The organism is Burkholderia sp. ABCPW 111, assembly GCF_000773065.1.
GTDB lineage: Bacteria > Pseudomonadota > Gammaproteobacteria > Burkholderiales > Burkholderiaceae > Burkholderia > Burkholderia savannae.
Map to the genome: position 1 here is coordinate 78,310 of NZ_JPWT01000014.1, position 18,370 is coordinate 96,679.

Below are 18,370 nucleotides of genomic sequence, written 5' to 3' on the forward strand. Positions count from 1 at the left end.
ACGGCGCTACATTCTTCCTTACAAGATCCTAATATTTAGGTCGATAATCGTTGCTATACTTCGCGGCGATACAGGGTTACGCCCGCTTGCGGCCACAAGCGCGCCGAGTAGCCTCCGAATACAGGGATAGTCATGGAGAAGCAATCTGAGCCGCCGCGCGAGCCGCAGACGCGGGAGCCGCACCTGCGCAGCGTCCGGCTGACGAGCGATTTCAGCCTGCCGAAGCTTTCGGCGATCGAGATCGGCAGCTACCTCCTCGCCCTCGTCGGCCTGTGGCTCGTCCTGCACCTGAAGCTGCTCGGCGGCCTCTTGGCCGGCCTGCTCGTCTATCAGCTCGTCCACATGATCGCGCCCGCGATCGAACGCCACATGTCGAGCCAGCGCGCGCGCTGGCTCGCGGTCGTGCTGCTGTCGGCCGCGATCGTCGGCGGGCTCGCGAGCCTCACGATCGCGGTCATCGAGCATTTCGAGCACACCGTGCCGAACGCGCAGAATCTGCTCGGCCAGGTGATGCAGATCATCGACCAGGCGCGCACCCGCACCCCCGAGTGGATCGCGAACCTGCTGCCCGTGGACGCCGAGCAGATGCGCGCGAAGGCGGCGGGCCTGATGAACAAGCACATGGATCAGCTGCAGCAAGGCGGCAAGAGCGTCGCGCGCGGGTTCGGGCATGTGCTGTTCGGGATGATCATCGGCGCGATGATCGCGATCGGCGTCGATCGCCACAAACCGCGCCAGCCGCTGTCGACCGCGCTCGTCACGCGGATCTCGCGCTTCGCCGACGCGTTCCGCCGGATCGTGTTCGCGCAGATCAAGATCTCGGCGCTCAACGCGTTCTTCACGGCGATCTACCTGCTCGCCGCGCTGCCGGTCTTCCATCAGCGGCTACCGCTGTCGAAGACGCTCGTGCTCGTCACCTTCATCGCGGGCCTGCTGCCCGTCGTCGGCAATCTGATCTCGAACACGCTGATCGTCGCGGTGTCGCTGTCGGTCAGCATGGGCACGGCGATCGCGTCGCTCGTGTTCCTCGTCGTGATCCACAAGCTCGAATACTTCCTGAACGCGAGGATCATCGGCGGGCAGATCGAATCGCGCGCATGGGAGCTGCTGCTCGCGATGCTCGTGATGGAAGCCGCGTTCGGCGTGCCCGGCGTGATCGCCGCGCCGATCTTCTATGCGTACATCAAGCGCGAGCTGATCTACTTGCGGCTCATCTGAGCGGCGCGCGCCGCGCGGCCGTCCGGCGGGATGCGTCGGCGAATTCCGTTGCGGGCGCGAACGCTGTAGCGAACGCATCGTCGCGAACGCGCCCGCGCAGACGCCGCGTCGCGCGAACGCGTCATCGCGAACGCGCCGCGGCGAACCCAAAGAAGGCAAAGGCCGCGTCCGTCACCGGACGCGGCCTTCTTTATTTCGGTCGCGGTTCGGCCGCGGCGAGGCGGCGCGCGCCTCCCGCAGCCGAGCCGACGCACGCCGACCGGCCGGAAGACGCACGCGGCCCGCTTAGCGGAACACCACCGTCTTCGTGCCGTTCAGCACGATCCGATGCTCGACGTGCCACTTGACCGCGCGCGCGAGCGTCACGCATTCGACGTCGCGGCCGACGGCTGTCAGCTCGTCCGGCGTCATGCTGTGATCGACGCGCTCGACTTCCTGCTCGATGATCGGGCCCTCGTCGAGATCGGTCGTCACGTAGTGCGCGGTCGCGCCGATCAGCTTCACGCCGCGGTCGAACGCCTGGTAATAAGGCTTCGCGCCCTTGAAGCTCGGCAGGAACGAATGATGGATGTTGATCGCGCGGCCGGCGAGCCGCTCGCACATGTTCGACGACAGGATCTGCATGTAGCGCGCGAGCACGACGAGATCGGCCGAATGCTCGTCGATCACCTCGAACACGCGCGCCTCCTGCGCGGCCTTCGCGTCGGCCGACGCGCCCGCGGCGAGCGGGAAGTGATGGAACGGGATGTCGTAGCTCGCGGCGAGCTGATAGAAATCCTTGTGGTTCGACACGATCGCCGAGATCTCGATCGGCAACTGGCCCGTGCGATAGCGGAACAGCAGGTCGTTCAGACAATGGCCGATCTTCGACACGAGGATCACGACGCGCGGCTTCACCGACGCGTCGTGCAGCTCCCAGCGCATCGCGAACTGCTCGGCGAGCGGCGCGAACTCGGCGCGCAGGCCGTCGAGCGCGGCCGCGGCGGGCGCGCCGCCCGTCTGCTCGAAATGCACGCGCATGAAGAATTCGCCGGTGCGGCTGTCGCCGAACTGCGCCGAATCGAGGATGTTGCTGCCGCGCTCGAGCAGGAAGCCCGAGACCGCGTGAACGATGCCGCGCCGGTCCGGGCACGACAGTTTCAGGATAAAGCTGTGATCGGCCGACATGACCGGGACTCCCTTCTCTTACTCTAATCTTGCGAACAATGGATTCGTGCCGCGCTCAGCCGAGCGGCGGCGGCGCGAACAGCGCGTCGAGCCCGCGCGCGTCGTCGTGCGAGATCGCGCGGTGGCGCAGCAGGCTGTCGAGCATCGCGAGGCTCGCGTCGACGGTGGCTTCTCCCGCGCGCAGCCACGCGACGATTTCGTCGACGCCGGCGAGCAGATGCTCGGCGACTTCGCCGTCCTGATTGTGGGGCGCGAAATCGGCGGGCAGCGGCAGATCGTAGACGAAGATCTGCTCGGCCTGCGTGCCTTCCGGCAGCGAGCACAGCACGTGCGCGACGCGGCCGGGAATCGCGCGCGCGGCGAGCTCGGCCGGAATGCCCGCTTCTTCCCAGCATTCCTTCGCGATCGTGTCCTCGATCCCGAGCCCCCAGCCGATGCCGCCCGCGACGACGTTGTCGAGCATGCCCGGATCGGTCGCCTTCGTCGCGCTGCGGCGGCCGAGCCACATCGCGAGCGGCGCCGAAGGCGCGTATTCTACGACGCCGTTCAGATGCACCGCGTACGTCATCGTACCGAAGAAGCGCGACGCCGCCCGCTCGATGTACGCAAGCGGCGGATCGTCGAAACGGTTGCGGATCGCGTAGATCTCGTCGCGCCAGCCGGGAATCGCGCCTTCCGCCGCCAGCGCGCCGATCGGGCTCGCGAGCGCCATGCTGCGCGCGTCGACGCTGTCGTAGCGCGCGGCGAGCTCGACGCATCCCGCCGGAAACTCGAACACGTCGGGCCAGCGCGCAAGGCGCGCGACGTCGTCGCGGCGCAGCCAGCCGACCCGGCGGCCGGCGATCCGGAACGGCACGTGCGCGGCCGGATCGAAGCGGCGCGCGGCGGCGATGCACGGAAACGTCATCGCGCGCTCCGTCAGTCCTTCAGCGCGACACGCAGGCCGAGCGCGATGAACGCCGCGCCCGCGAGCCTGTCGAGCCACACGCCCACGCGCGGGCGGCGCTTGAGCCACGTGCCGATCACGCCCGCGCCGGCGCCGAACACCGAGAACACGATGGCCGTCTGCGCCATGAAGAGCGCGCCGAGCTCGAGCATCTGCAGCGCAACGGGCTGCGCGCCGTGCGGATCGACGAACTGCGGCAGGAACACGACGAAGAAGAGCGTCACCTTCGGGTTCAGCAGGTTGCCGATCACGCTCTGGCGGAAGATCGTCGACAGCGGCTGCGGCGCGCGCTCGTGCGCGGTCGCGAGGCCTTTGCTGCGCAGCGCCTTGATGCCGATCCAGATCAGATACGCGCCGCCCGCGAGCTTGAGCAGATGGAACGCGACGGGCGACGAGCGCAGCAGCGCGGCCACGCCGAACGCGGCGAGCGTCGTATGGAACAGCACGCCCGACGCGAAGCCGAGCGCCGCGACGACGCCGGCCGCGCGGCCTTGCGAGATGCCGCGCGCGAGCACTTGCAGGTTGTCGGGGCCGGGCGCGACGGTAATCGCGATCGACGTGGCGAGGAACAGCATGAAGTTCGGCATCGTGAGCTCGCTTGTATCGGTGGACGATGAACTGGCGTTGACTGCAACTTGAACCGGATGGGCTGACGGCGCGCCGCGCTCAGTGTCCGGAAAATTCGGTCACGGTATAAAGCGGCAGGCCGGCTTGGCGCAGCAGCGCCGAGCCGCCGAGATCCGGCAGATCGACGATCGCCGCGCCTTCGACGACGACCGCGCCGAGCCGCTCGAGCAGGTTCTTGCCCGCCAGCATCGTGCCGCCCGTCGCGATCAGGTCGTCGACGATGACGACGCGCTCGCCCGGCCGGCACGCGTCCTCGTGAATCTCCACGGCCGCGGTGCCGTACTCCAGCGCGTACGACTCGCGCTGCGTCTTGTACGGCAGCTTGCCCGCCTTGCGGATCGGCACGAAGCCGACCGACAGCTCGTACGCGACGATCGGCGCGATGATGAAGCCGCGCGCGTCGAGGCCGGCGATGTAGTCGAGCTTCGCGTCGACGTAGCGCTCGACGAACAGGTCGACGAGCACGCGCAGCGCCTTCGCGCTCTGCAGAAGCGGCGTGATGTCGCGGAACATCACGCCCGGCTGCGGCCAGTTCGGCACCGTGCGGATGCGGCTGCGAATGAACTCGACGGAATCGAGCTGCGCGTCCGACGACGTGGACATCATGAAAATCTCCGAAAAAAACGGCGCCGGAATCTCGCGCCGCCCGCCGATCGCTCGACTACCCCAAAACCACGCCAAAAAATCAGCGGCCGCGCGGCCTCATGCCGCGGCGGCCGATCCGCCGTCGCGCCGGTGCCGCGACAGCCGCTCCTCGGCCTCCGCGAGCGCTTCCGGCAGCCCGCGAAGCACGACGATGTCGCTCGCGCGCAGCTTCGTCTCGGGGTCGGGCTCGACGCCGCGAATCCCGTGCCGGCGGATCGCGGTCACCTCGAGGCCGAGCGCGAACAGCCCCAGCTCGGCCAGCGAGCGGCCGACCGCGTCCGAACGCGCGTCGACGGGCACCGATTGTAGCCGCACCTGCTCGTGGTCGTCGTCGTCCGCGTCGTCCGCGCCGTGGAAGTAGCCGCGCAGCAGGCTGTAGCGCTCGTCGCGCATCTCCTCGACGCGCCGCACGACGCGCCGCATCGGCACGCCCATCAGCACGAGCGTGTGCGACGCGAGCATCAGGCTGCCTTCGACGATCTCCGGGATCACCTCGGTCGCGCCGGCGGCGAGCAGCTTCTCGAGATCGGCGTCGTCGACGGTGCGCACGATCGCGGGCAGCGTCGGCTCGAGCTCGTGCACGTTGTGCAGCACGCGCAGCGCGGACGGCGTGTTCGCGTACGTGACGGCCACGGCCGCCGCGCGGTGGATGCCCGCCGCGAGCAGCGACTCGCGGCGCGCCGCGTCGCCGAACACGACCGATTCGCCCGCCGCGGCGGCGGCCGTCACGCGGTCCGGATCGAGGTCGAGCGCGACGTACGCGATCCCTTCCTGCTCGAGCATCCGCGCGAGGTTCTGCCCGGCGCGGCCGTAGCCGCAAATGATCACGTGGCCCTTCTGCTTGATGCTCTGCGTCGCGATCCGCGTCATCTGCAGCGACTGCTGCATCCATTCGGCCGCGGACAGCCGCATCACGATCCGGTCCGCGTTCTGGATCAGGAACGGCGCGGCAAGCATCGACAACAGCATCGACGCGAGGATCGACTGCAGGAGCGTCGCGTCGACCAGATGCCGATCGAGGATCAGGTTCAACAGCACGAAGCCGAATTCGCCCGCCTGCGCGAGCCCGAGCCCCGTGCGCATCGCGACGCCGGGCGTCGCGCCGAACGCGCGCGCGAGCCCCGTGATCATCACGCTCTTGAGCAGCACCTGGCCGGCGAAGAACGCGAGCACGAGGAACGGATGCCGCCAGATCACGCTCGGGTCGAGCAGCATCCCGGTCGTCACGAAGAAGAGGCCGAGCAGCACGTCGCGAAACGGCTTGATGTCCTCCTCCACCTGATGCCGGTAGGGCGTCTCGGAGATCAGCATCCCGGCGATGAACGCGCCGAGCGCGAGCGACAGCCCGAAGCGGTCGGTGATGAACGCGGCGCCGAGCGTGATGAGCAGCAGGTTCAGCACGAACAGCTCCTGCGAGCGCCGCCGCGCGACGACGTTCATCCAGCGCGTCATGAAACGCTGGCCGACGATCAGCAGCAGCGCGAGCGCGACGACGATCTTCACCGCCGCGAGCCCGAGCGACATCGCGAGATCCTTCGACGACTCGCCGCCGAACGCGGCGATCACGATGAGCAGCGGCACGACGGCGAGATCCTGAAACAGCAGCACGCCGAAGATGTTGCGGCCGTGCTCGGTCTCGATCTCGAGCCGCTCGGCGAGCATCTTCGAGACGATCGCCGTCGACGACATCGCGAGCGCGCCGCCGAGCGCGACGCTGCCTTCCCACGTGATATGCATCCAGCGCTCGAAGAGCGCGCCGAGCAGCAGCGCGACCGCGATCGTGCCGAGCACCTGCGCGAGCCCGAGCCCGAACACGAGCCGGCGCATCGCGCGCAGCTTCGACAACGAGAACTCGAGGCCGATCGAGAACATCAGGAACACGACGCCGAATTCGGCGAGGTGCTCGGCGCGCTCGAGATCGGCCGCGAAGCCCAGCGCATGCGGGCCGACCAGGATGCCGACCGTCAGATAGCCGAGCATCGGCGGCAGGTTCAGCGATCGGAACACGACGACGCCCGCCACCGAGGCAAGCAGCAGCAGAAGCGTCATTTCGAGCGGGGAAATCACGGGCGAAGCGTCCTCGTTCGTCGTCGGCGCCGCATGACGGACGCCGGGTTGGGCCGGGAGACTACTCGGGAAGATGGGCGCAAGGGGCCCGGCGCGGCGAACAAACGCCTTTGCTATACTCCGCGCATGATAGCGAAAATCAATGATGATCGGGCGCTCGCGCTCGCCCGCGACGTGCTCGACATCGAGGCGAACGCCGTGCGCGCGCTCGCCGACCAGCTCGACGGCGAATTCGTCGCCGCGGTCGGGCTGCTTCTGAATTGCCGCGGCCGCGTCGTCGTGTCCGGGATCGGCAAATCGGGGCACATCGCCCGCAAGATCGCCGCGACGCTCGCCAGCACCGGCACTCCCGCGTTTTTCGTTCACCCGGCCGAAGCCAGCCACGGCGATCTCGGCATGGTCACCAAGGACGACGTGTTCATCGCGATCTCGAACTCCGGCGAATCGGAGGAGCTCGTCGCAATCCTACCGCTCATCAAGCGCCTCGGCGCGAAGCTGATCGCGATGACGGGCCGCCCGGCGTCGAGCCTCGCGACGCTGTCCGACGTCCACCTGAACGCGGGCGTCGCGAAGGAGGCGTGCCCGCTGAACCTCGCGCCGACGGCCAGCACGACGGCCGCGCTCGCGCTCGGCGACGCGCTCGCGGTCGCGGTGCTCGACGCGCGCGGCTTCGGCTCCGACGATTTCGCGCGCTCGCATCCGGGCGGCGCGCTCGGCCGGCGCCTCCTCACGTACGTGCGCGACGTGATGCGCACGGGCGACGAGGTGCCCGCCGTGCCGCTCGGCGCGACGCTCGCCGACGCCCTCTTCCAGATCACCGCGAAGCGGATGGGAATGACGGCCGTCGTCGACGACGCGGGCCGCGTGGCCGGCATCTTCACCGACGGCGATCTGCGCCGCGTGCTCGAGCGCGACGGCGACTTCCGCCGCCTGCCGATCGCCGACGTAATGACGCGCAATCCGCGCACGATAGCGCCGGATCACCTCGCCGTCGAGGCGGTGGAACTGATGGAGCGCCACCGGATCAACCAGATGCTCGTCGTCGACGAGCGGGGCGCGCTGATCGGCGCGCTCAACATGCACGATCTGTTCTCGAAGAAGGTGATTTGATGTCTGCGCCCCCTGTCACGGCGGCCGAGCGCGCGAGCCGCGTGAAGCTGATGATTTTCGACGTCGACGGCGTGCTGACCGACGGCGGCCTCCATTTCACCGCGACGGGCGACACGATGAAGTCGTTCAACACGCTCGACGGCCACGGCGTGAAGCTCCTCGGCGAAGCCGGCGTCGCGACCGCGATCATCACCGGCCGCCGCTCGGAAGCGGTCGCCGCGCGCGCGAAGGAAATGCGGATCGCGCACCTGCATCAGGGCGTCGAGGACAAGCTCGCCGTGTTCGGCGAGCTGCTGCGCGCGCTCGGCCTCGAGGCCGCCGAGTGCGGCTACATGGGCGACGACTGGCCCGACCTCGCGGTGATGCTGCGCTGCGGCTTCGCGGCCGCGCCGGCGAACGCGCATCCGGACGTGATCGCGCGCGCGCACTGGGTCGCCGAGGCTCGCGGCGGCCACGGCGCGGTGCGCGAAGTGTGCGACGCGATCCTGCGCGCGCAGCACCGCTACGACGCGCTGCTCGCGGCCGCCTGCGGAGTCTGAGCGGATGGACGGCAAATTCCGGCTGACTTCGATGATCCCGCTCGTCGCGATGGCGGCGCTCGCGGGCGGCACGTACTGGCTGCTGCAGGCGACGCTGCCGCCGCCCGGCGAGGCGGTCGTGCGGCCGAAATCGCACACGCCCGACTATTTCGCGGACAATTTCTCCGTCACCGAGCTCGACCAGACGGGCTCGACCCAGTACCGGCTGGCGGCGGCGGGCCTCGTCCACTACGAAGACGACGAGACGAGCGACCTGACTCAGCCCGCGCTGCGCGCGTTCCAGCCCGGCAAGCCGACCGTGACCGCGACCGCCAAGCGCGGCGTCGTCAACGGCGACGTGTCGATCGTCGATTTGTATGACGAAGCGCGGATCGTACGCGCAGCGGGCGCGGGCGACCCGCCGATGCAGGCGGATTCCGAGCATTTCCGGGTGTTGGTCAACGACGATGTGATCGAGACCGAAAAGCCGGTTAAACTTCAGCGCGGCCTGTCGATCGCGAACGCCGCCGCCGGGATGAAGTACAACAACGTCACCCGAGTCATCGAACTCTACGGCAACGTGCGCGGCACGATCGCCTCTTCCGACGCGTCCGGCGGCGCTCCAGGCCAACCCAAGTAACTCACCACGCGGGACTGCATGAACGAATCGTTCCCTTGTTTATTCCAGAGCGGCGCACGCCGCGTCGTCCGCGCGGTGCTCGCGGCGGCGCTCGTCGCGGCACCGCTCGCGGGCGTCGCGCCCGCAGCCCATGCCGAAAAGGCCGACCGCGACAAGCCGATCAACGTCGAAGCGGACAACCTGACCTATGACGACCTGAAGCAGGTCACGGTCGCGACGGGCAACGTCGTCATCACGAAGGGCACGATCCTGATCAAGGGCGACCGCGTCGAGGTGCGCCAGGACGCGCAGGGCTACCAGTACGCGACCGCGACGGCCTCCGGCAAGAAGCACGCATCGTTTCGCCAGAAGCGCGAAGGCCTCGACGAATACATCGACGGCGACGCCGAGCGAATCGACTACGACGGCAAGCAGGATCTGACCACGCTGACGACGAACGCGACCGTGCGCCGCCTGCAAGGCCTGTCCACCGTCGCCGACACGGTTCACGGCAGCGTGATCACCTACGACGGCCAGCGCGACTTCTACACCGCGCGCGGCGGCAAGGACGTCGTCGCACCGGGCAACCCGGGCGGGCGCGTGCGCGCGATGCTGACGCCGAAGAACAGCGGCTCGGCGCCGCTGTCCGGCGGCCCCGCGCAGCTCTCGCCGTCGAACAGCCTGCAGGGAGCACCGAACCCGTGAACGCGCTCCCCAATCGCCAGCCGGCCGGCACGTCGAGCTCGCTCGTCGTGCGCAACCTGAAGAAGCGCTACGGCTCGCGCACCGTCGTCAAGGACGTATCGCTCGACGTGAAGAGCGGCGAAGTCGTCGGCCTGCTCGGCCCGAACGGCGCCGGCAAGACGACGTCGTTCTACATGATCGTCGGCCTCGTGCCGCTCGACGCGGGCGACATCTCGCTGAACGGCAGCCCGATCAGCCTGATGCCGATCCACAAGCGCGCGTCGCTCGGCCTGTCGTACCTGCCGCAGGAAGCGTCGGTGTTCCGCAAGCTGACCGTCGAGCAGAACATCCGCGCGGTGCTCGAACTGCAGCACGGCGACAACGGCAAGCGGCTGTCCAAGGACGAGATCGGCGCGCGCGCGGAGGCGCTCCTCGAAGAGCTGCAGATCGCGCACCTGCGCGACAATCCGGCGCTGTCGCTGTCGGGCGGCGAGCGCCGCCGCGTCGAGATCGCGCGCGCGCTCGCGAGCAACCCGAGCTTCATTCTGCTCGACGAGCCGTTCGCGGGCGTCGATCCGATCGCGGTGCTCGAAATCCAGAAGATCGTGAAGTTCCTGAAGCAGCGCAATATCGGCGTGCTGATCACCGATCACAACGTGCGCGAGACGCTCGGCATCTGCGATCACGCGTACATCATCAGCGACGGCTCGGTGCTCGCGTCCGGCGCTCCGAAGGAAATCATCGAAAACGAAAGCGTGCGGCGCGTCTACCTCGGCGAGCACTTCCGCATGTGAGCGGCGCGGGACACGATCCCGCGGCCGTCCTTTCCCAGGCGCGATCCGCGCCGTCCCTCCGCACGTTCGGCATGCGCCGGGCGTGCGCATCCGCGCGCCAAGCGTCATCCCGAATGCCTCAACGCGCCGCCCTCGTGGCAAACTTCCGGCATGACTCCCTTTTTGCCATGAAAGCCAGCCTCCAACTCCGCCTGTCGCAGCATCTCGCGCTCACGCCCCAGCTTCAACAGTCGATCCGGCTGCTGCAGCTATCGACGCTCGAACTGCAACAGGAAGTCGCGACGGCGATCGCGCAGAACCCGCTGCTCGAAAACGACGACGACTGGATCGCGAGCCCGCTGCGCGTCGCGGCCGACGGCTCGGTGATCGCGCAGACGCCCGCGTCGCCCGCACCCGAGCCGATGCAGGGCGCGTCGAACGGCACGAGTGCGACGAATGAGCGCACCGAGCGCGACGAGCCCGCCGGCGTCGACGAATACGACAGCTATTCGGCCGACAGCGGCGACGCGAACCAATGGAACCTCGACGACTTCGGCCGCTCGCCCGCCGCCTCCGACGACGACGATCTGCCGCCGATGCAGATCCACGAAACGTCGACCTCGCTGCGCGACCATCTGATGGCGCAACTGCGCGTCACGCAGGCGAGCCCGCGCGATCGCGCGCTCGTCACGTTCCTGATCGAATCGCTCGACGACGACGGCTATCTGGCGGCGCCGCTCGATGAAGTGCTTTCCGATCTGCCGGCGGAGCTCGAAGTCGACGTCGACGAACTGAGCGCGGCGCTCGCGCTCCTGCACAGCTTCGATCCGGCCGGCGTCGGCGCGCGCTCCGCATCCGAGTGCCTGAAGCTGCAGCTGCTGCGCCTCGATCCGTCCCCTACGCGCGCGCTCGCGCTCGATATCGTGTCGCAGCATCTCGAGCTGCTCGCCGCGCGCGATTTCACGCGCTTGCGCAAGCAACTGAAAGCGACCGACGACGAACTGCGCGACGCGCACGCGCTGATCCGCTCGCTCGAGCCGTTCCCCGGCGCGGCGTACGGCAAGGCCGAAGCGGACTACGTGGTGCCCGACATCATCGTGAAGAAGACGGGCCAGAACTGGCAGGCGGAACTCAATCCGGAAGTCGTGCCGCGGCTGCGGATCAACCACCTGTACGCGAACATCCTGCGCAACAGCCGCGGCGATCCGAGCACGGGCTCGCTCAAGCAGCAACTGCAGGAAGCGCGCTGGCTGATCAAGAACATTCAGCAGCGATTCGAGACGATCCTGCGCGTCGCGCAGGCGATTGTCGAACGTCAGAAGAATTTCTTCGCGCACGGCGAAATTGCGATGCGCCCCTTGGTTTTGCGGGAAATAGCTGATACGCTGGGCCTACACGAATCGACTGTCTCCCGTGTGACAACCGGCAAGTACATGCTGACCCCGTTCGGCACACTTGAATTTAAGTACTTCTTCGGATCGCACGTTTCGACAGACACCGGAGGTGCCGCGTCGTCGACGGCCATCCGCGCCCTCATCAAACAACTGATAGGAGCCGAAGACCCCAAATCCCCTCTTTCGGATAGTCGTATAGCCGAGCTGCTAGCGGAACAAGGGTTCGTGGTCGCGCGCCGCACGGTTGCCAAATATCGCGAAGCCCTCAAGATCCCGGCGGTGAATCTGCGCAAGTCTTTGTAGCCCGTCGCCACGCGGCGGGTGTTTTCCGGCCGCCGCATAGTCGACGGCAAAGCCTGCCGACCGATTCGCTCGCGCGCCGAGCGGCGGCAAGCGGAACCGGCAGGCATGCCGCCTCTATGCGGAAGGTGGTCATTAGCTTGGAGAAGCACTATGAACCTGAAGATCAGTGGACACCATCTCGAAGTCACGCCTGCTATCCGCGAATACGTGATCACCAAGCTCGATAGGGTGCTACGGCATAGCGATCAGGTCATTGATGGCGCTGTGATCCTCACGGTCGACAACCACAAGGAGAAGGACAAGCGGCAAAAGGCGGAAATCACGCTGCATCTGAAGGGAAAGGACATCTTCGTCGAAAGCGCGAACGGCGACATGTACGCGGCGATCGATCTGCTGATCGACAAGCTCGACCGCCAGGTCGTCAAGCACATGGAGCGCCTGCAGACGCACGCGCACGAGCCGATCAAGCATCAGGCCGTCGAACAGATCGAACTTCCGCCGCAATGAGCGCGGCGCGACAGCGCCGGCCGAACCGCCCGCCTCGACGGGCGGTTTTTTATTGTGCAAACCGCTGTGGCGCGACGCGCGCATGTGCGGCGCCCGGGCGATTCCCGGCGCTTTGCACGGTGCGCTGCGCCGTCTGCAGTGCTCTATAATGTGTCGGTTATTATCGGGGGCGATGAACCGGTTCGCCGCGCTTCACAGGTCTCCGTCGCCAAACGCCGTCCTTTTTGACCGACATGGAAAATCAGTCCGCCGCGAGGAGACCCCAGGCCGCCCCTATGCCTGCCAACATGAATCGCTTAGCCAAAATCCTGCCTTTGGAGAACGTCGTCGTCGGCCTCTCCGTCACCAGCAAGAAACGCGTCTTCGAACAAGCCGGGCTGATCTTCGAGAATCAGAACGGCATCGCCCGCAGCACCGTCACCGACAATCTGTTCGCGCGCGAGCGGCTCGGCTCGACGGGCCTCGGCGAAGGCGTCGCCATTCCGCATGGCCGGATCAAGGGGCTCAAGCACCCGCTCGCCGCGTTCGTGCGGCTTGCCGAGCCGATCCCGTTCGAGGCGCCGGACGGCCAGCCCGTGTCGCTCTTGATCTTCCTGCTCGTGCCCGAGCAGGCGACGCAGGCGCATCTCGAAATCCTCTCCGAAATTGCCCAACTGCTGTCCGACCGCGACACTCGCGAGCGTCTGCACACCGAACCGGATCGCGACGAGTTGCATCAACTCCTGACTCAGTGGCAACCTTAAGCTGATCGGGGCGGTTCGTTCCCCATTGCGTCGCGGCCCGCGCCGCCGAGTCGAGCCGCCCGCCGCCGGGCCGGCGCCGCAACCGTCGTTGCAGCGTCCGGGCGCCGGCTCCTTGGAGTGACGGACTCATGGATACGTCCAGCATCAACGCCCAGAGCATCTTCGACGACAACGCAGCCATGCTGAAGCTCAGCTGGCTGACGGGGCATGAAGGCTGGGAACGCGGGTTTTCCGCCGATACGGTCGCGAACGCGACGTCGAGCGCCGACCTCGTCGGCCACCTGAACCTGATCCACCCGAACCGGATTCAGGTGCTCGGCGAAGCCGAAATCGACTACTACCAGCGCCAGACCGACGAAGACCGCTCGCGCCACATGGCCGAGCTGATCGCCCTCGAGCCGCCGTTCCTCGTCGTCGCCGGCGGCGCCGCCGCGCCGCCCGAGCTCGTCCTGCGCTGCACGCGCTCGTCGACGCCGCTCTTCACGACGCCGATGTCGGCCGCCGCGGTAATCGACAGCCTGCGCCTCTACATGTCGCGCATCCTCGCGCCGCGCGCGACGCTGCACGGCGTGTTCCTCGACATCCTCGGAATGGGCGTGCTGCTGACGGGCGATTCGGGCCTCGGCAAGAGCGAGCTCGGCCTCGAGCTGATCAGCCGCGGCCACGGGCTCGTCGCCGACGACGCGGTCGACTTCGTCCGACTTGGCCCCGATTTCGTCGAAGGGCGCTGCCCGCCGCTGCTGCAAAACCTGCTCGAAGTGCGCGGCCTCGGCCTCCTCGACATCAAGACGATCTTCGGCGAAACGGCCGTGCGCCGGAAGATGAAGCTCAAGCTGATCGTGCAACTCGTGCGCCGGCCGGACGGCGAGTTCCAGCGGCTGCCGCTCGAAAGCCAGACGGTCGACGTGCTGGGGCTGCCGATCAGCAAGGTGACGATCCAGGTGGCGGCGGGCCGCAACCTCGCGGTGCTCGTCGAGGCGGCGGTGCGCAACACGATCTTGCAGCTGCGCGGCATCGACACGCTGCGCGACTTCATGGACCGCCAGCGCCTCGCGATGCAGGACCCGGACAGCCAGTTTCCCGGCAAGCTCGTGTAACCCGCGCCGGCTCCCGCTCGCCACGCTGGCGCAACGAGCCGGTGCTATGATGAAACGTCAGGATTTTCTCTTTCCATGCGCATTGTCCTCATCACCGGCATCTCCGGCTCCGGCAAGTCCGTCGCGCTGAACGCGCTGGAGGACGCGGGCTACTATTGCGTCGACAATCTGCCGCCGCACGTGCTGCCCGAGCTCGCCCGCTACCTCGCCAACGAAGGCCAGAACCGGCTCGCCGTCGCGATCGACGCGCGCTCGAGCGCATCGCTCGACGAAATGCCCGGCCTCATCCGCGCGTTGTCGCGCGAGCACGACGTGCGCGTGCTGTTCCTGAACGCGAGCACGCAGGCGCTGATCCAGCGCTTCTCCGAGACGCGCCGCCGCCATCCGCTGTCGGGCTCGCCGTCGCACGACGCGGACGTGGGCCTCCTCGTATCGCTCGAAGAGGCGATCGAGCGCGAACGCGATCTCGTTGCGCCGCTCGCCGAATTCGGCCACCAGATCGACACGAGCAATCTGCGCGCGAACGTGCTGCGCACGTGGGTCAAGCGCTTCATCGAGCAGAAGAACGACGATCTCGTGCTGATGTTCGAATCGTTCGGCTTCAAGCGCGGCGTGCCGCTCGACGCCGATTTCATGTTCGACGTGCGCGCGCTGCCGAACCCGTACTATGACCACGAGCTGCGCCCGCTCACCGGGGTCGACCAGCCTGTCGTCGCGTTTCTCGACGCATTGCCTGTCGTCCATCAAATGCTGGACGACATCGAGTCGTTTCTCGTCAAGTGGCTGCCGCATTTCCGCGAGGATAATCGCAGCTACCTGACGGTCGCGATCGGCTGCACGGGCGGCCAGCATCGGTCGGTGTTCCTCGCGGAGACGCTCGCCGCGCGTCTTTCGAGGCAGGCCAACGTGATCGTGCGGCATCGTGACGCGCCCGTCGCCGTGGACGCGTCGTCGCGGCTCGTCACCTAGCGCCGCTCACTTTTCGCGTGCCCGCCATGTCCTCTCTGTCGACCACCCTCATCGATTTGCCGCTGTTTCCGCTGCATACGGTGTTGTTTCCGGGCGGACAGTTGCCCCTGAAAGTCTTCGAGGCGCGTTATCTGGACATGGCGCGCGCGTGCATGCGCGACGAGGCGCCATTCGGCGTGTGCCTGCTGAAGAGCGGCCCCGAAGTCGCTCAGGAAGGCGAAGTATCGGTGCCCGAGACGATCGGCTGCATGGCGCGCATCGTCGAATGCGACACCGGCGAATTCGGCATGCTGTTCCTGCGCACGATCGGCACGCAGCGCTTCGAGCTGCTGTCGCATCGGGTCGAGGCGAACGGCCTCCTCGTGGGCATCGCCGAGCCGATGCAGGACGACATCCCGCTCGAAGGCGACGAAGCGCTCGCGCAATTCGGCGCATGCGCGGAAGCGCTCGAGCGGATCGTCGACGTCCTGCGCAAATCCGACGCCGAATTGCCGTTCGTCGAGCCGTTTCGCTTCGGCGATCCGACGTGGGTGTCGAACCGGCTCGCGGAAGTGCTGCCGCTCGATCTGCGCGCGCGGCAGAAGCTGATGGAGTTTCCCGACGTCGGCGCGCGAATCGACGCGGTTCATCGCGAACTGAATCGTCACGGCTGGCTGTAGACGCGCAATGCGCGCGGTTGCCCCGCGGGCATCGCGGCAAGCCGACCTGATGCGTTCGGCGTCGTTGCCGTTATCGGCGTTCCAGGCACGAGCCGCGTGCGCGCGCCCGATCGAATGCTCGATTCGTCCGCGCAACTCACGCGTTCGCGCACGACGCTCGCGGTAATCACGGCAATCCCGGCAAGCGCCGTCGCTCCGCTAGGAAAGCGAGCCGGACGCGGCCGCCGCTCTTGCGCTTCGCCGTCGACGTCACATGTTTTCGCCGCACGTGTTCGCCGCATCGAATCGCCCGCCCCCTCGGCGTCCGCGCGACCGCTCCCCGCCTAAAGCAACGACCCGCTCAACCCGTCGAGCAGCTTGCGCACCGGGGCCGGCACGCCGTACGCGTCGAGCTTGTCGAGCGCAACCCATGCCGTCTCGTCGTCGGCCGCCTGCAACGCGCCGCCCATCGCGCTGGCGAGCTCGGCGAGCCTCGGCTCGATCTCGAGCTTGAAGTGCGTAAACGTATGCGTGAACGGCGCGAGCGCCGCGAGCGCCGCGCCGCCTAATTCGCGCGCACGCCGCGCGAGCGCGGCGTCGCCGTCCGCTTCGGGCAGACTCCACAAACCGCCCCAGATGCCCGTGGGCGGACGCCGCTGCAACAGCACCGCGTCGCCGTCGCGCAGCACGAGCATCCACGTACGGCGCGTCGGCACCGCCTTCTTCGGGCGCGCGGCGGGCAGTTCGCGTTGCCGCCCGCTTCGCTCGGCGGCGCAGTCCCCCGCGAACGGGCAGCGCGCGCAATCGGGCTTGCCGCGCACGCAAAGCGTCGCGCCGAGATCCATCAAGCCCTGCGTGTACGCGGTGACGTCGGCCTGTTCGGCCGCATCGGGCAGCAGCGACTCGGCGAGCGCCCACATCTCGTTCTCGACGCGCTTGTCGCCCGGAAAGCCCTCGACGCCGAATACGCGCGCGAGCACCCGCTTCACGTTGCCGTCGAGGATCGTCGCGCGCGCGCCGAACGCGAACGACGCGATCGCCGCGGCCGTCGACCGGCCGATGCCCGGCAGCTCGGCGAGCGCTTCGGGCGACGCCGGGAACGCGCCGCCGTGCAGCTCGACGACCGCCTGCGCGCAGCGATGCAGATTGCGCGCGCGCGAGTAGTAGCCGAGCCCGGCCCAGAGCGCCATCACGTCGTCGATCGGCGCGGCCGCGAGCGCGGCGACGTCCGGATAGCGCTGGAGAAAGCGCACGTAGTACGGCACGACGGTCGACACCTGCGTCTGCTGCAACATGATCTCCGACAGCCAGATCCGGTACGGTTCGCGCGTGTTCTGCCACGGCAGGTCGTGACGGCCGTGCTTGCGCTGCCATGCGATCAGCGTCGGCGCGAAGGCGGCGTGAAGCGGCGTGACGGCGGGCGGCGCGGGGGGAATGCGGGGCGGTTTCAAGATTTATTTCAACGCTGGCAATTCGGACAAAAATAAGTGGACCGCTGACCCTGGACGATCTGGCGGATCGGCGAGCCGCACACCCGGCACGGCTCGCTCGCGCGATCGTAGACGAAGCAGTCGAGCTGGAAGTAGCCGCTTTCGCCGTTGCTGCCGACGAAGTCGCGCAGCGTGCTGCCGCCGCGCTCGATCGCGTCGGCGAGCGTCGCGCGCACGGCCTCGGCGAGGCGCTCGTAGCGCGGCAGCGACACGCGCCCGGCCGCCGCGGTCGGCCGGATGCCGGCGCGAAAGAGGCTCTCGGACGCATAGATGTTGCCGACGCCGACGACGATGTCGCCCGCGAGCAGCGCCTGCTTGACGGCCACCTTGCGCCCGCGCGTGCGCTTGTAAAGGAGCTCGCCGGTAAACGCGGCCGAGAACGGCTCGACGCCGAGGCTCGCGAGAAGCGGATGCGCATGCACGTCGCCCGCGTCGCGCGGATGCCAGAGCACCGCGCCGAAGCGTCGCGGATCGCGAAAGCGCAGCACGAACTCGTCGAAGATCCAGTCGACGTGATCGTGCTTCGCGGGCGCGGGCGGCGGCGCGTCGTTCGGCAGCACGCGCAGCGTGCCTGTCATGCCGAGATGGACGATGAACCATCCGGCGTCGACTTCGAACAGCAGGTACTTGCCGCGCCGCTCGACGCTCAGCACCTCGCGCGACTTCAGCATCTCGGCGAAGCCCGCGGGCACGGGCCAGCGCAGCATCGCGGTGCGCACGTCGACGCGCTTCACGCGTCGCCCGGCGACGAACGGCTCGATGCCTCGGCGCGTAACCTCGACTTCCGGCAACTCTGGCATGTTTTACGGGTCTCTATCTGGCTAATGGCATTGGTGCGCGTATTGTAGCGAGCGC

Annotated in this window: 19 protein-coding genes; 12 read left to right on the top strand and 7 right to left on the bottom strand. The window is 67.8% G+C overall.

The genetic code is table 11. From position 1 onward, the window contains the following. Nucleotides 1-132: 132 nt before the first annotated feature. Nucleotides 133-1,218, top strand: coding sequence for an AI-2E family transporter (locus X946_RS04210; RefSeq protein WP_038744438.1), 1,086 nt, complete (start codon nt 133-135; stop codon nt 1,216-1,218). A 285-nt stretch (nt 1,219-1,503) separates the two neighbouring features. On the opposite strand, the gene purU is transcribed toward X946_RS04210, so the two are convergent. The 5 genes from purU to X946_RS04235 all read right to left on the bottom strand — a co-directional run bounded on the left by purU (nt 1,504) and on the right by X946_RS04235 (nt 6,670). Next, complete coding sequence (purU, locus tag X946_RS04215) at nt 1,504-2,385, bottom strand: formyltetrahydrofolate deformylase (RefSeq protein ID WP_038744439.1); 882 nt, start codon at nt 2,383-2,385, stop codon at nt 1,504-1,506. A gap of 55 nt (nt 2,386-2,440) precedes the next feature. Next, the gene (locus X946_RS04220; protein ID WP_038744440.1) at nt 2,441-3,292 is read right to left on the bottom strand and encodes an NUDIX hydrolase; all 852 of its coding nucleotides are present in this window, start codon (nt 3,290-3,292) and stop codon (nt 2,441-2,443) included. Between the two features lie 11 nt (nt 3,293-3,303). After that, nucleotides 3,304-3,918 (bottom strand): LysE family translocator, encoded by a 615-nt coding sequence (locus X946_RS04225; protein WP_038744441.1) that lies wholly within the window; start codon nt 3,916-3,918, stop codon nt 3,304-3,306. A 79-nt stretch (nt 3,919-3,997) separates the two neighbouring features. Continuing rightward, nucleotides 3,998-4,564 carry an adenine phosphoribosyltransferase gene (locus tag X946_RS04230; RefSeq protein ID WP_038744442.1) on the bottom strand — a complete coding sequence of 189 codons (567 nt, stop codon included), beginning with the start codon at nt 4,562-4,564 and terminating at the stop codon, nt 3,998-4,000. 96 nt (nt 4,565-4,660) lie between these two features. Then, nucleotides 4,661-6,670, bottom strand: a complete 2,010-nt coding sequence (locus X946_RS04235; protein WP_038744443.1) for a monovalent cation:proton antiporter family protein — start codon at nt 6,668-6,670, stop codon at nt 4,661-4,663. Between the two features lie 126 nt (nt 6,671-6,796). Between X946_RS04235 and kdsD the strand changes: the two genes are divergently transcribed. The 11 genes from kdsD to X946_RS04290 all read left to right on the top strand — a co-directional run bounded on the left by kdsD (nt 6,797) and on the right by X946_RS04290 (nt 16,046). Then, nucleotides 6,797-7,780 carry an arabinose 5-phosphate isomerase KdsD gene (kdsD, locus tag X946_RS04240; RefSeq protein ID WP_038744444.1) on the top strand — a complete coding sequence of 328 codons (984 nt, stop codon included), beginning with the start codon at nt 6,797-6,799 and terminating at the stop codon, nt 7,778-7,780. Next, complete coding sequence (locus tag X946_RS04245) at nt 7,780-8,319, top strand: KdsC family phosphatase (protein ID WP_038744445.1); 540 nt, start codon at nt 7,780-7,782, stop codon at nt 8,317-8,319. The genes kdsD and X946_RS04245 overlap by 1 nt, the downstream gene beginning before the upstream one ends. 4 nt (nt 8,320-8,323) lie before the next feature. Next, nucleotides 8,324-8,938, top strand: coding sequence for an LPS export ABC transporter periplasmic protein LptC (gene lptC, locus X946_RS04250; protein WP_038744446.1), 615 nt, complete (start codon nt 8,324-8,326; stop codon nt 8,936-8,938). 18 nt (nt 8,939-8,956) lie between these two features. Continuing rightward, entirely contained in the window at nt 8,957-9,622 is a 666-nt protein-coding gene (gene lptA, locus X946_RS04255; protein ID WP_038744447.1) for a lipopolysaccharide transport periplasmic protein LptA, read from the top strand. Then, entirely contained in the window at nt 9,619-10,395 is a 777-nt protein-coding gene (lptB, locus tag X946_RS04260; protein ID WP_038744448.1) for an LPS export ABC transporter ATP-binding protein, read from the top strand. Before lptA ends, lptB begins: the two co-directional genes overlap by 4 nt. A 167-nt stretch (nt 10,396-10,562) precedes the next feature. Further along, nucleotides 10,563-12,071, top strand: a complete 1,509-nt coding sequence (locus X946_RS04265; RefSeq protein ID WP_038744449.1) for an RNA polymerase factor sigma-54 — start codon at nt 10,563-10,565, stop codon at nt 12,069-12,071. 150 nt (nt 12,072-12,221) lie between these two features. Next, nucleotides 12,222-12,578 (top strand): ribosome hibernation-promoting factor, HPF/YfiA family, encoded by a 357-nt coding sequence (hpf, locus tag X946_RS04270; RefSeq protein ID WP_038744450.1) that lies wholly within the window; start codon nt 12,222-12,224, stop codon nt 12,576-12,578. 233 nt (nt 12,579-12,811) lie between these two features. Beyond that, nucleotides 12,812-13,321 carry a PTS IIA-like nitrogen regulatory protein PtsN gene (gene ptsN, locus X946_RS04275; protein ID WP_059575819.1) on the top strand — a complete coding sequence of 170 codons (510 nt, stop codon included), beginning with the start codon at nt 12,812-12,814 and terminating at the stop codon, nt 13,319-13,321. A gap of 128 nt (nt 13,322-13,449) precedes the next feature. Next, nucleotides 13,450-14,418, top strand: a complete 969-nt coding sequence (gene hprK, locus X946_RS04280) for an HPr(Ser) kinase/phosphatase (RefSeq protein ID WP_004195225.1) — start codon at nt 13,450-13,452, stop codon at nt 14,416-14,418. Between the two features lie 75 nt (nt 14,419-14,493). Beyond that, the gene (rapZ, locus tag X946_RS04285) at nt 14,494-15,387 is read left to right on the top strand and encodes an RNase adapter RapZ (RefSeq protein WP_006024491.1); all 894 of its coding nucleotides are present in this window, start codon (nt 14,494-14,496) and stop codon (nt 15,385-15,387) included. 26 nt (nt 15,388-15,413) lie between these two features. Next, a complete protein-coding gene (locus X946_RS04290; protein WP_038744451.1) occupies nt 15,414-16,046 on the top strand; it encodes an LON peptidase substrate-binding domain-containing protein in 633 nt (210 codons plus the stop codon). Nucleotides 16,047-16,369: 323 nt separating this feature from the next. Here the strand turns inward: X946_RS04290 and mutY are convergent, their stop codons facing one another. Then, a complete protein-coding gene (mutY, locus tag X946_RS04295) occupies nt 16,370-17,476 on the bottom strand; it encodes an A/G-specific adenine glycosylase (RefSeq protein ID WP_038744452.1) in 1,107 nt (368 codons plus the stop codon). 8 nt (nt 17,477-17,484) lie between these two features. Next, nucleotides 17,485-18,315 (bottom strand): bifunctional DNA-formamidopyrimidine glycosylase/DNA-(apurinic or apyrimidinic site) lyase, encoded by an 831-nt coding sequence (gene mutM / locus X946_RS04300; protein WP_038744453.1) that lies wholly within the window; start codon nt 18,313-18,315, stop codon nt 17,485-17,487. Between the last annotated feature and the right edge of the window lie 55 nt (nt 18,316-18,370).

Excerpts from the sequence above, each read along its gene's own strand:
- X946_RS04210 (WP_038744438.1), top strand. The coding sequence starts at position 133 with ATGGAGAAGCAATCTGAGCCGCCGCGCGAGCCGCAGACGCGGGAGCCG.
- purU (WP_038744439.1), bottom strand. The coding sequence starts at position 2,385 with ATGTCGGCCGATCACAGCTTTATCCTGAAACTGTCGTGCCCGGACCGG.
- X946_RS04220 (WP_038744440.1), bottom strand. The coding sequence starts at position 3,292 with ATGACGTTTCCGTGCATCGCCGCCGCGCGCCGCTTCGATCCGGCCGCG.
- X946_RS04225 (WP_038744441.1), bottom strand. The coding sequence starts at position 3,918 with ATGCCGAACTTCATGCTGTTCCTCGCCACGTCGATCGCGATTACCGTC.
- X946_RS04230 (WP_038744442.1), bottom strand. The coding sequence starts at position 4,564 with ATGATGTCCACGTCGTCGGACGCGCAGCTCGATTCCGTCGAGTTCATT.
- kdsD (WP_038744444.1), top strand. The coding sequence starts at position 6,797 with ATGATAGCGAAAATCAATGATGATCGGGCGCTCGCGCTCGCCCGCGAC.
- X946_RS04245 (WP_038744445.1), top strand. The coding sequence starts at position 7,780 with ATGTCTGCGCCCCCTGTCACGGCGGCCGAGCGCGCGAGCCGCGTGAAG.
- lptC (WP_038744446.1), top strand. The coding sequence starts at position 8,324 with ATGGACGGCAAATTCCGGCTGACTTCGATGATCCCGCTCGTCGCGATG.
- lptA (WP_038744447.1), top strand. The coding sequence starts at position 8,957 with ATGAACGAATCGTTCCCTTGTTTATTCCAGAGCGGCGCACGCCGCGTC.
- X946_RS04265 (WP_038744449.1), top strand. The coding sequence starts at position 10,563 with ATGAAAGCCAGCCTCCAACTCCGCCTGTCGCAGCATCTCGCGCTCACG.
- hpf (WP_038744450.1), top strand. The coding sequence starts at position 12,222 with ATGAACCTGAAGATCAGTGGACACCATCTCGAAGTCACGCCTGCTATC.
- ptsN (WP_059575819.1), top strand. The coding sequence starts at position 12,812 with ATGGAAAATCAGTCCGCCGCGAGGAGACCCCAGGCCGCCCCTATGCCT.
- hprK (WP_004195225.1), top strand. The coding sequence starts at position 13,450 with ATGGATACGTCCAGCATCAACGCCCAGAGCATCTTCGACGACAACGCA.
- rapZ (WP_006024491.1), top strand. The coding sequence starts at position 14,494 with ATGCGCATTGTCCTCATCACCGGCATCTCCGGCTCCGGCAAGTCCGTC.
- X946_RS04290 (WP_038744451.1), top strand. The coding sequence starts at position 15,414 with ATGTCCTCTCTGTCGACCACCCTCATCGATTTGCCGCTGTTTCCGCTG.
- mutM (WP_038744453.1), bottom strand. The coding sequence starts at position 18,315 with ATGCCAGAGTTGCCGGAAGTCGAGGTTACGCGCCGAGGCATCGAGCCG.